Source organism: Amycolatopsis sp. NPDC004079, assembly GCF_040610415.1.
GTDB lineage: Bacteria > Actinomycetota > Actinomycetes > Mycobacteriales > Pseudonocardiaceae > Amycolatopsis > Amycolatopsis halotolerans.
Genome location: NZ_JBEXMH010000081.1, coordinates 23588 through 33584, shown reverse-complemented (window position 1 = coordinate 33584; position 9997 = coordinate 23588). Strand labels below are relative to the sequence as shown.

Genomic DNA, 9997 nt, shown 5'->3' with positions numbered 1-9997 from the left:
TGTCAAGGCGGGAAAGATGCCTTGACAAGCACCCCCGCGCCGCGTTTTTGGCTTCGTATCGGGGTGCGGGGGTGGGGTGGGTGCTTGGTTCGGTGGGTGCGTCTGCTGCGGTTGAGCGGGTGGTGTGGGGCTTTGAGTCTGGTGGGTTGGGTTCGCGGGTGCCGGTTGGGTGGGTGGGTGGTGGGGGCTTGCGCCCCAATGTGGCGTTGGGTGCGTGGGATGCACCGAATGCCGCATTGGGTGCGTGGGCGGCACCGAATGTGGCGTTGGGTGCAGCGCGGCAAGTGGTGGGTGGTCCGTGAAGGGGTCCTTGAGGGAATCCGCGTCCCTGAAGGCGTCCCTCACGGAACAGCGGCCAAGCGCCGAAGTCCGTGAAGGTTCCCCTGAGGGACTTCGGCGGGTCGTGAGGGGAACCCTGAGGGACTCAGAGTCCGTGAGGGTTCCCCTCACGGAACGCTGGCTATGCGCGAAAGGAGAAGAACCCGCGCGCAGGTGTGGTCTGTGCGGCGATCCTTGCGGCGCTTAGGTTCCAGAGTCCGTGAAGGGGCCACTCGTGGGAAAGGCACCTCGCGGGAACCGGTGTCCGTGGAAGGCGTCGCCGAAGTGGTGCGGTGAGCGTGAAAGGCGTGTGCAGCCCAGGCGGGCAAGGGAATCAGGGGCGCTGGCGCACTCCGGCCAGTACCGCGCTCACGCTCGGCAGCCAGCGGTGCCTCGGGTCGGGGGCAGTGAGCCACTCGGGGCCCATGCCGGGGGTTTGCTGTCCGATCGGCAGGGGGAGGAGCGCGCCGCTGTCCAGGACGGTGACGTCTGCGGGCAGGGTGCCTCGCAGGAGGAGTTCGCCGTCGGTTTCGGCCAGGATTGCCAGGCGCGGGCCGTGTTGGGTGGGGAGGATCAGGGACGGGCTGTCGCAGCCCAGGGCGGCCAGGTGGGTGAGCACGGGGCCCGACGTGAGTTTCGGCAGGGTGACTGCGCACAGGCCGTTTTCCAGGGCCAGGAACAGGCGCGCGCCCTGACGGCGGACCGACCAGCCGAACACCCCGCCGTAATAGGCGTCTGCCGGGTCTGGGCCGGTGTGGTGGTCGGGCCGCAGTTGCTGGTCGAGTGTCATCGTCGACGCCTTCCGCTCGCATGGGGTGCGCGACCCATGCTAACGGCACTCAGTGCCACTAGCAACCTGGGCTGCTACCGTTCGGGGATGACGGAGACGCCGCGCACCCGGGTCGGGGCCACGCCGGCCGGGCGGCGGCAGTTGCGGCGCGCGCTTGCTACGGCAGCAGTGGATCTCTTCGCGGCCAACGGGTACGAGGCGACGACCATCGACGACATCGCTGCGGCGGCGGGCGTCGGGCGGCGGACGTTTTTCCGGTACTTCGACAGCAAGGACGACGTCCTCTTCGCCAATCACGACGAGATCGTCGCCGAGATGGAGCAGGTCTTCGAGACCGCCGACCCGGGGCGCGATCCGATCGAGGTGGCGACCGCCGCGGTGTCGCTCGTGCTGGAGTCTTACGCGGCGGAACTGGACGTCTCGCTCAAGCGGTTCAGTCTCACGCGCACGGTGCCGTCGTTGCGGGACAAGGAAGTCGCGACGGTTGACCGCTACCAGCGTGTCCTCGCCCGTTACCTCCAGGACCGGTTCGCCGCGGCTGGCGACGAGGCGGCGACGCTCCGGGCCGCGGTGGCCGCGGCGGCGATCGCGGCGGCTAACAACCACGTCTTGCGGCGCTGGCTGCGCAGCGGCGGGCGCGACGACATCGCGGCCGCGGCGACGGAGGCGTTCACGCTGGTCGCGGATGCGTTCCGGACGTCCGGCGGGAAGTCCTCAGGCGAGGCCGAGCCGGAGCCGGGAACGGTGGTGGCGGTGCTCAGCACTGCGACGCCGTTGCACGAGGTGGTGACCAGGATCGGCGCCGCGTTGCGCGAGGCCGAGCCTCGGTGACCTGCTTGCCGGGCGGCTAGTGAAGTGCACTGAGTGCCATTGACGGTGTTGCTCAGGTGGTGAAGAAGGCGCGCAGGGCTTCGGCGACCCGGTCGGGGTCGCCGTCGTCGTCCGGGCCGGAATGTCCGAGGCCGGAGAATGTGATTCGTTGTGCGTGCGGGATGGCGGCGGACAGTTCGTCCAGTGCGGTCCGGAGGTATGCGGGGCTTTTGGCACCGCCCAGCAACAGAACTCGCGGGCTGAGGTTCGCGTAATCCGGTGCGGTGTCGGCCGATTCCTCGACCAGTCGCATGTCGAAGAGCTGAGTCGGGACGAGTGCGAGAATCTGCACGTTTGCATCAGCTCCGCTGTGGTGCAGGCGTGCGCCGATCGCCATGAAGGGCACGAGCGCGAAGCGCGGGATCCGGTCGAGCGTCGGCTCGACCGCCAATCCCTTTGAGGCTGTTGCCAGGGCTGAAGCGAGCTGCCCGCGGGCGACCTCGCGTTCGAAACGCGGGAGCCACGCCAACGGCACGGAGCCGTTGACGGACAGCGGTGGTTCATACAGGGCGACCGCGCTGATCTTGGGGATGGAGAGGGCGCTTCGCAGCGTGATGAGTGCTCCTGAACTCAGGCCGAAAACCTGTGCCGCGCCGGTCTTCTCGACTAGCGCGTGCAGGTCTTCTGTTTCCCGCGCGATCCCGTAGCCGGTGCCGTGCGGTCCGCTGAGTCCTCGGCCGCGGCGGTCGGGCACGCAGACGGTGAATTCGGTCGACAGCGCGGTCGCGAGCTTCATCAGGTGCTGCGCCGCCTGCATGCCTCCGTGCACGAGCAGTACCGCCGGACCGCTGCCCAGCTGACGGTATCCGATGACCGTTCCGTCGGCGGAGGCGACCGACCCGGTGCGGTACCCGGTCACCGGTCTTCCCGATTACCCGGGCACAGTGTTCGCATAAAGACCACTCTAACTAACCGCGTACAGCGTTCGCAATAATGCGGTCCATGGTTGACGACGCAGCGCCCGCGGCCGAGGCGCGCCCGCCGATCTGGCTGCGGCCGGAACGCGGCGCGCGGGGACCGCGTCCGGCCTACAGCCGGGCCGACCTCGCGGCCGCGGCCATCCAGGTCGCGGACGCGGAGGGCCTCGAAGCGGTGTCCCTGCGCCGGGTCGCCCGCGACCTGGGCAGCGGCACGACCACGTTGTACCGCTACATCGCCACGAAGGACGAGCTGTTCGACTTGATGGTCGACGCCGCCTTCGGGGAGCACGAGCCGCCAGCGCCGACCGGTGACTGGCAGGCGGACCTGAGGGTGGTCGCTTGCGAGTATCGCGCCTTGGTGGTGCGGCATCCGTGGCTGGCCGCGTTGCCCGCCGCCCGTCCGGCGCTGGGGCCGAACAGCCTGGCGTGGCTGGACGCGGCGTACGCGACGGTGGACGTGCTGGACCTGGCCGCGGACGAGGTCTTGGCCCAGGTCGGCACAGTGCTGACTTTTGTCCGCGGCCACGTCCTCGACGAACTGGCCGAACAGGAAACGGCGCGCCGGTCCGGAGTGGACATGCCGAAGTGGCTGGCGGTGCAGGCGCAATACGGCGAATCGATCATCGGCAGCGGGAATTACCCGCACCTGAGCCGGATCATGGTCGAAGCGGAAGCGCCGCACGCCGACGATCGCTATGAGCGAGCGTTCCGCCGCGGTCTGGACCACATCTTGACCGGACTGGCGCACAGCGGCCGATAAGATCAGGCCTTGTCTACCGCGGGCTTGAGGACTTCTTCGCACCACTGGCGGAAAGTCGTCGGGGCCTCGACGGCGTGCTGCGGGGTGCGGACGACGCCCTCGTCCAGGTGGTTCAGCTTCGCGGTCATCATGTCCATCATGGACTGTGCCATCGCTTCGGAGAGACCGCTCGCGCGGACCTGCTCGCCCAGCGCCGGGACCGGAACCTGCTGGTACTTAACCGAAATCCCCAGCACCTCGCTCATGATTTCGGCTTCCTGGTTCAGCGACAGGTCTTCCGGGCCGAGGATCGGGACTTCTTCGCGGCCAGTCCACAAAGGATCGATCAGCAGCCGGGACGCGACCGAGGCGATGTCGCGAGTGCAGGCGGTCGGTGCGGCGTAGTCCGGCGGCAGGATGTCGTAGAACGTGCCTTGTTCCTTGATCACCGCGGTTTGGCGCAGCAGATTGTCCATAAAGGTCGGATTCGCCAGCGCGCGGAAGGCGACGCCGGTGCCGGCGATGAGGTCGTCCATCGCCAGGGTGGCGGTGACGTGCCCGGCCCGTTCGGCGAAGGCAGTGCCGCGCCCGAGCGCGCTGACCGACACGACCCGGCGGACGCCGTGGGCGCGGATCGCCTCGACGGCAGGGCGGGCGAAGCCGGAGTAGGCCTCGTCGGCGCTGGCGGCTCGCCGGTCGGGCGGGACGAGCCAGAACACGGTGTCCGCGCCGTCGAAGGCCCGGGCGAGTACCTCGGGATCGCTGTGCGAACCCTGGTGGACTTCGATGCGTTCCCGCAGGTCAGCGGGCAGTTTCGCCGGGTCGCGGACGATCGCGCGGACGGGGCGCGAACCGTCGGCGATCTCGGCGAGAACGCGGCTGCCGATGTTGCCGGTGGGGGCGGTGACGACGATCATGCGGGCACTCCAGGAGACTGTCGGAGAGGTGGAGGAGTAAGTAAACTCCACCGTACCGTTTACTTTTGGCGGAGGCAAGATGGCGCGTGAAGGCGGTTCGCAGCTGCGGGGTGCGGAGTTGCGCAGGCACATCCTGCTGGCGGCGAAGAACGTGTTCCTCGAGACCGGGTTCGAGCGCGCGTCGATGGACGCGGTCGCGGCCAGCGCGGGGACGTCGAAGCGGTCGCTGTACGCGCACTTCGAGAGCAAGGACAAGCTGTTCCTCGCGGTGCTCGACCTGGTCCGCGAGCTCTACCTCGGCAAGCTCATGACGCCGGACGTCTACGCGGACGACCCGGCCGAGGCGGTCGCGCTGTTCTGCGGCCGGTTCCAGCAGCTGCTGACCTGGGAGCCGCAGGCGCGGACGTGTCGGCTCTGCATCTCGGCCGCCGAGCGGTTGCCGGACAGCGCGAATGCGTATTACGAGGCGATGTTCGCGGTGATGTACGCGCGGCTCGCCGATTATCTTGCTGCACAGTACAAAATGGACACTCCGGAGGCAGCGGCGCTCGCGGAGGATCTGGTCGGTCGGACGGTATTGCCGCGGGTGTTTCGGGTGTTGTTGAAGGCTGAGCCCGCGATCGAGGAAATGCCCGGGGCGGAGGCGGCGGTGGAAAACGTCGAACTGGAACCGATTCGCCGCGTCGTGTCGGCGGCGCTGGGGTCGCGGGCATGAAGATCACCGACGTTGCCGTCTGGGTCGTGAATCTGCCGCTGACGAATCCGTTCACCAGTTCGTTCGAGACCAAGACCGGCGAAACCCGGACGGTGGTGCGGCTGCGCACGGACACCGGCGCCGAGGGCTGGGGCGAGACGATGTGGGGGCGTCCGGTCGCGGAGCTGACGCGTAAACTGGGCGCGGAACTGATCGGGACAAGCCCGTTCGCGCTCGAAGCGTTCCATCGGCGGCAGCACATGGTGCCGTTTTTCCACGGCTACCTGGGTTATGCGGCGCTGGCCGGGCTGGACGTCGCGTGCTGGGACTTGATCGGACGCGTCACTGGGCAGTCCGTGACCGATCTGCTCGGCGGGGCGGTGCGGACCGAGGTGCCGATCACCGCGTTGATCACGCGTGCGGACGCGCCCGGTGCGGAAGGCGAGGAACTCGCGCAAGGTTTGGCCGAACACGCGGCGAGAGTGGTTGCCGAGGGCGGATTCTCGGCGGTGAAACTGAAAGGCACCCGGGACGTTCGCGGCGATGTCCGGATCATGCGGGCGCTGCGGAGCGCACTGCCGGACGTCGAGCTGCGGGTCGATCCTAATGCCGCGTGGTCAGTTCCCGATTCGATTCGCGCCGGGATTGCGCTGGAAGAGCTGGATCTCGAGTATCTCGAAGACCCGTGCGCGGGGATCGAGGGAATGAGCCAGGTGCGTGCGAAGGTGCGGATTCCGTTGTGCACCAACATGTGCGTGGTCCGGTTCGAGGAGTTCGCGCCGGCGGTGCGGCTCGGTGCGGTCGACGTGATCCACGGTGACGTCTACAAATGGGGCGGTATCGCGGCGACGAAGGCGCTTGCCGCGCATTGCGAGACGTTCGGGCTGGGGATGAATCTGCACAGCGGCGGCGAACTCGGTATCGCCACCGCCGCGCATCTGGCGGTGGTGGCCAGCACGCCGGTGCTGTCGAGGGCGATCGACAGCATGTACTACCTGCATGCCGACGACATTGTGGCACCGCTGCAGCTTTCCGGCGGCTGGCTGCAGGTGCCGACCGGGCCGGGGCTCGGGGTGGAAGTCGACGAGGAGAAGCTGGCCTTCTACGCGGCGAAGAACGAGCGGGAAGGCGATCTCACCGGATGACGACGCCGCGGTCCTCAATGGACCGCGGCGCGTCTTCGGCTCAGCGCAGGGCGTTTACCGTGATGGTGAGCGTGTCCGGGTCGCCCGCTTGGACTGCGCCGCTGAAATCGGGGCCGGGGGAGACATCGTCGTACGGGAACGCATAGCCTCGGTTGTCCGGGAGTTTGCTGTGCACGATCCGTGCGTAGTGGTTGGTTTCCGGGTTCTGATAGAACTTCGCCGGATCCTCGCCGGTCGGCTGTTTCGGGTTGTCGCGCAAGGTGGTGCGGTTCAACGCCGCTGCTAGCCGGGGAATGATCGCTTTTCGGGCGTCGCTGTCGCCTTGTTTGATGGCGAACGGGCCGCTGTCGCAGCTCCACACGTCCGGCGTGGCGGGTTTGTCGAATCGTTCGCCGTTGTTGAAGGCGAGCACGCCGTCGGAGCCGACCTGGCCGGTGAACGCGCCGAGCCCGGGCACCTGGGTGTCGACGGTGAGCGTCTCGCTGGCGTATTTCTTCCACACCTCGTCGATGTAGCCGTCGAGGTATCCGCCGAATTGGTCGGCGCGGTAATGCGCGGACAGGGCGCGCAACGGCTTTCCGTCGCCGCCGGTCTCGATGAGCGTGCCCCATTTGCCGCCCTGGGCGTTGAGCGCGTCGCAGATCGGGTCGAGCGAGCGGGCCGGCAGCCCGGGCACGGTCTGGTCGCCGGAGCCGGTCGTGGTGAGGTGCAGGCCGATCGGGATCGCGACGAAGTCGACGTAGCTGATGTTGGCGAACAGCACGTCGTTGTTGAAGGTGAATTCGCAGAACGACCAGTTCCGGCCGTAATTCGGGTCGTCGGCGGCGAGGAAGCTCGGATGCACGAGCGCCGGGCCCTGGTTGACGAAGAAGTCCAGTTTGCCGTCGAGGACGACATAGATCCGCGCCGCGTACATTTTCGGGACGGTGACCTGGGAAAGCGACTTCAGCGGGATCGCGCAGTCCTCGCCGAGCGGGGTGTGGTCGCTGCCCGGGGACGGCGGGTAATAAGGCGTGCCGTCGGCCTTCAGGATGACGAGCCGGTTGTCCAGTGTCGTGCCGGTGATGTACGCGTACGCCTGGCTGGCGCCGGATTGGTCGTTGAACGCGACCTTCGCGGTGTCGGGGGTGGTCGCGGAGGCGAACGCGGCATTCCAAAGGGGAAATGTCGCGGCTGCCGCGGATGCGCCGAGGAATGCCCGCCGGGAAATCAAGGAAAACCGCCTCCTGGAGTCGTGCCCTTTTCCGGTGACCGGCACGCTAGCCACGGCCGGGAGACGGGGTCAACGAATGCGGGGGAAACTGGCCGGTTTTGTCATTCCCGGAAAAAGCCGCGGACGCGCACTGAGGCACGGGCCGCCGCCACGGCCCGCGCCTCAGTGTCTGTTGTGGACCGTCCGGGTCAGCTGACCTGCAGATCGATGCAGGCGTAGAAGGCGTTCGCGGTGTCCGCGATGTTCCAGACGGCGAGCACCGTCTGCCTTCCGGTGTGCCCCTTGAGGTTCACGTTGTGGGTGACCGTCGCCGGGGGCTGCTGGCCGCCGCCGTCCACCGTGGCGATCTTGTCGTTGCCGATCCAGTACTCGTAGGTGGACGTGCGGTGCCGGGCGGTGAACTTCCAGGTGAAGGCCACCGAGGAGCCGACCGGCGACGCCTTCCAGCCCTTGTTGTTGTCGTTCAGCTCGGCGAACTGGGCGTTGCCGCCGCTGCAGCTGTGCAGGCCCTTCGGTCCTTCGACGCTCTGCGGTTCGTACTTGATCTGGCCGCAGGAAACGACTCCTTGCGCGCACTGGGCCTGCCGGCTCGCCGGCGCGTTGACGTACCCGTGCGCGCTGGCGATGCCTGCCGGGCTGATCAGCACGAGCACCGGGGCGATCGCCGTGCCGACCGCGGCGGCGACGAGTTTCCGGTTCGCTTTCATGGACATCTCCTTCGGGGAATGCTCGTTTCCTTGTGCGGGTACGACAAAGCGACGCACCGGCTTTCCGGGAGCCGGCCCGCGGGAGGTTCGAGCGAAGGGGGTGGGCTTCTTGGTCTAGACCATACGCCCGGGGCGCGGGAAAGGTCAACAGCTGGCAAAGAAAGGCGGAGCGGCCGTTATCCGTCAACGTTGTCAAGCAAGACCACTGTCTCTTGTGGTGCTTGCCGAACGGTTTTCCGGAGATTGCGCCGGACGGGTGGCGCGAGCGCGGATCGCGGACACCCAGCGTGTTTCCCGCTGTCTATAATGGACAGCGGGAAACTGCGCGGGCGCACGGAAGACCGCGGATCGGGGTGGTCCGGTGCAGCGATTCTGCCCGGTCTTCGGAATCACCGACTTCCGGAGGGTTGAACACATTCGACCGGCAATGCTGAACTGGGTGGTTGGGTGTTCGCTTGGGCTGGGGGCGGTTTCGTATTCTCGGCCGCGGCATTTCGCGCAGCCGGCAATAGGGCTGCCGCCGGTCAGCGCCGGTCTTCGATCGTCAGGTCGCCGCGGGTCGCCGTGCGGAGGTGGTCGCTGGCGAGCTGGTCGTGCGGGATGCCGAGCTGGATCGCACTGGCTTCGGCGAGCCGGGCCAGCTGCGGCTCGGTGAACTCCACGGTCAGCGCGGCCAGGTTGTCTTCCAGCTGCTCAGGGGTGCGGGCCCCGATGATCGGCGCGGTCACGGCGGGGTTCCGCAGCGTCCAGGCGAGCCCGGCCTGGGCGGGGGTGCAGCCGATCTCCCCGGCGACGCCGACCAGGACGTCGGCGATCCCCAGATTGCGTTCGGTGACCGCGCCGACGGCGAGATTGAAGCTCTTGCGCGTGCTCTCGCCCGGGACCGGGTCGGCGGCGGTCAGGTCGGCGCGGGTGTACTTGCCGGTCAGAACGCCGCCGCCCAAGGGGGAGAACGGCACTACGCCGAGCCCCATCTCGCGGGCCATCGGGAGCAGGTCGCGCTCGCCGGTGCGCTCGACGAGGCTGTACTCGACCTGCAGCGCGACCAGGGGCGCCCATCCGCGCAGGTCGGCGACCGTTTGCATGCGCGAGACCTGCCAGGCGGGCACGCTGGACATCGCGACGTAGTGGATCTTGCCCTGGCGGACGAGGTCGTCCATGCCGCGCAGGATCTCCTCGACCGGCGTCGTGAAATCCCAGACGTGCAGGTAGAGCAGGTCCAGGTAGTCCGTGTTCAGCCGCCGCAGGCTGGCCTCCACCGACGCGAACAGGTTTTTGCGGTGCGGTCCGCCCGAGTTCGGGTCGCCGGGGCGGCGCAGGGTGGTGTACTTCGTCGCCAGGACAAGGTTTTCGCGGTTGCCGCGGGTGAACGTGCCGAGCATGCGCTCGGCGGTGCCGTCGGTGTAGGTCGGCGCGGTGTCGATGAAGTTGCCGCCGCGTTCGACGTACTGGTCGAACAGCCGGCGCGCGCCCTCCTCGGCCACGCCCCAGCCCCATTCGGTGCCGAAGGTCGCCGTGCCGAGCGCCAGCGGCGAGACCCGCAGCCCGGACCGGCCCAGCAGCCGGTAGGTGTCGAGAGTGAGCGGCATGGGTCCTCCTGTGCTTGTGCTCCAGTGCCGCTGACCAGCCTGTTCTCGTCGCGGGCCCGGGGTAAGGGAAGGATTTGCCTGGGATGGCGGGTCCT

Annotated in this window: 10 protein-coding genes; 4 read left to right on the top strand and 6 right to left on the bottom strand. The window is 68.0% G+C overall.

What is annotated here, in order from left to right:
• Nucleotides 1-652: 652 nt before the first annotated feature.
• Nucleotides 653-1108, bottom strand: coding sequence for a hypothetical protein (locus ABZX37_RS43485; protein WP_354749952.1), 456 nt, complete (start codon nt 1106-1108; stop codon nt 653-655).
• 87 nt (nt 1109-1195) lie between these two features.
• Here ABZX37_RS43485 and ABZX37_RS43480 point away from each other — a divergent pair, with 87 nt between their 5' ends.
• Nucleotides 1196-1939 carry a TetR family transcriptional regulator gene (locus tag ABZX37_RS43480; RefSeq protein WP_354749950.1) on the top strand — a complete coding sequence of 248 codons (744 nt, stop codon included), beginning with the start codon at nt 1196-1198 and terminating at the stop codon, nt 1937-1939.
• 52 nt (nt 1940-1991) lie between these two features.
• Here the strand turns inward: ABZX37_RS43480 and ABZX37_RS43475 are convergent, their stop codons facing one another.
• On the bottom strand, nt 1992-2837 hold the full coding sequence (locus ABZX37_RS43475; RefSeq protein ID WP_354749948.1) for an alpha/beta hydrolase: 846 nt from the start codon (nt 2835-2837) through the stop codon (nt 1992-1994).
• A gap of 83 nt (nt 2838-2920) precedes the next feature.
• Between ABZX37_RS43475 and ABZX37_RS43470 the strand changes: the two genes are divergently transcribed.
• On the top strand, nt 2921-3658 hold the full coding sequence (locus tag ABZX37_RS43470) for a TetR/AcrR family transcriptional regulator C-terminal domain-containing protein (protein ID WP_354749946.1): 738 nt from the start codon (nt 2921-2923) through the stop codon (nt 3656-3658).
• A 2-nt stretch (nt 3659-3660) separates the two neighbouring features.
• Here the strand turns inward: ABZX37_RS43470 and ABZX37_RS43465 are convergent, their stop codons facing one another.
• Nucleotides 3661-4554 (bottom strand): NAD(P)H-binding protein, encoded by an 894-nt coding sequence (locus tag ABZX37_RS43465; protein WP_354749944.1) that lies wholly within the window; start codon nt 4552-4554, stop codon nt 3661-3663.
• 79 nt (nt 4555-4633) lie between these two features.
• On the opposite strand from ABZX37_RS43465, the gene ABZX37_RS43460 reads away from it, so the two are divergent.
• Nucleotides 4634-5269, top strand: a complete 636-nt coding sequence (locus tag ABZX37_RS43460) for a TetR/AcrR family transcriptional regulator (RefSeq protein WP_354749942.1) — start codon at nt 4634-4636, stop codon at nt 5267-5269.
• Nucleotides 5266-6393: an enolase C-terminal domain-like protein gene (locus ABZX37_RS43455; protein WP_354749940.1), complete on the top strand. Its 1128-nt coding sequence runs from the start codon at nt 5266-5268 to the stop codon at nt 6391-6393. The genes ABZX37_RS43460 and ABZX37_RS43455 overlap by 4 nt, the downstream gene beginning before the upstream one ends.
• A 40-nt stretch (nt 6394-6433) precedes the next feature.
• Here the strand turns inward: ABZX37_RS43455 and ABZX37_RS43450 are convergent, their stop codons facing one another.
• From ABZX37_RS43450 to ABZX37_RS43440, 3 genes are all read right to left on the bottom strand, one after another.
• The gene (locus ABZX37_RS43450; protein ID WP_354749954.1) at nt 6434-7606 is read right to left on the bottom strand and encodes a glycoside hydrolase family 64 protein; all 1173 of its coding nucleotides are present in this window, start codon (nt 7604-7606) and stop codon (nt 6434-6436) included.
• 188 nt (nt 7607-7794) lie between these two features.
• A complete protein-coding gene (locus ABZX37_RS43445; RefSeq protein WP_354749938.1) occupies nt 7795-8313 on the bottom strand; it encodes a lytic polysaccharide monooxygenase auxiliary activity family 9 protein in 519 nt (172 codons plus the stop codon).
• A 524-nt stretch (nt 8314-8837) separates the two neighbouring features.
• Complete coding sequence (locus ABZX37_RS43440; protein WP_354749936.1) at nt 8838-9902, bottom strand: aldo/keto reductase; 1065 nt, start codon at nt 9900-9902, stop codon at nt 8838-8840.
• Between the last annotated feature and the right edge of the window lie 95 nt (nt 9903-9997).

Bases quoted from the DNA above. Each gene is read 5' to 3' on its own strand.
- ABZX37_RS43485 (WP_354749952.1), bottom strand. From the start codon at position 1,108: ATGACACTCGACCAGCAACTGCGGCCCGACCACCACACCGGCCCAGAC.
- ABZX37_RS43480 (WP_354749950.1), top strand. From the start codon at position 1,196: ATGACGGAGACGCCGCGCACCCGGGTCGGGGCCACGCCGGCCGGGCGG.
- ABZX37_RS43470 (WP_354749946.1), top strand. From the start codon at position 2,921: ATGGTTGACGACGCAGCGCCCGCGGCCGAGGCGCGCCCGCCGATCTGG.
- ABZX37_RS43465 (WP_354749944.1), bottom strand. From the start codon at position 4,554: ATGATCGTCGTCACCGCCCCCACCGGCAACATCGGCAGCCGCGTTCTC.
- ABZX37_RS43460 (WP_354749942.1), top strand. From the start codon at position 4,634: ATGGCGCGTGAAGGCGGTTCGCAGCTGCGGGGTGCGGAGTTGCGCAGG.
- ABZX37_RS43455 (WP_354749940.1), top strand. From the start codon at position 5,266: ATGAAGATCACCGACGTTGCCGTCTGGGTCGTGAATCTGCCGCTGACG.
- ABZX37_RS43445 (WP_354749938.1), bottom strand. From the start codon at position 8,313: ATGAAAGCGAACCGGAAACTCGTCGCCGCCGCGGTCGGCACGGCGATC.
- ABZX37_RS43440 (WP_354749936.1), bottom strand. From the start codon at position 9,902: ATGCCGCTCACTCTCGACACCTACCGGCTGCTGGGCCGGTCCGGGCTG.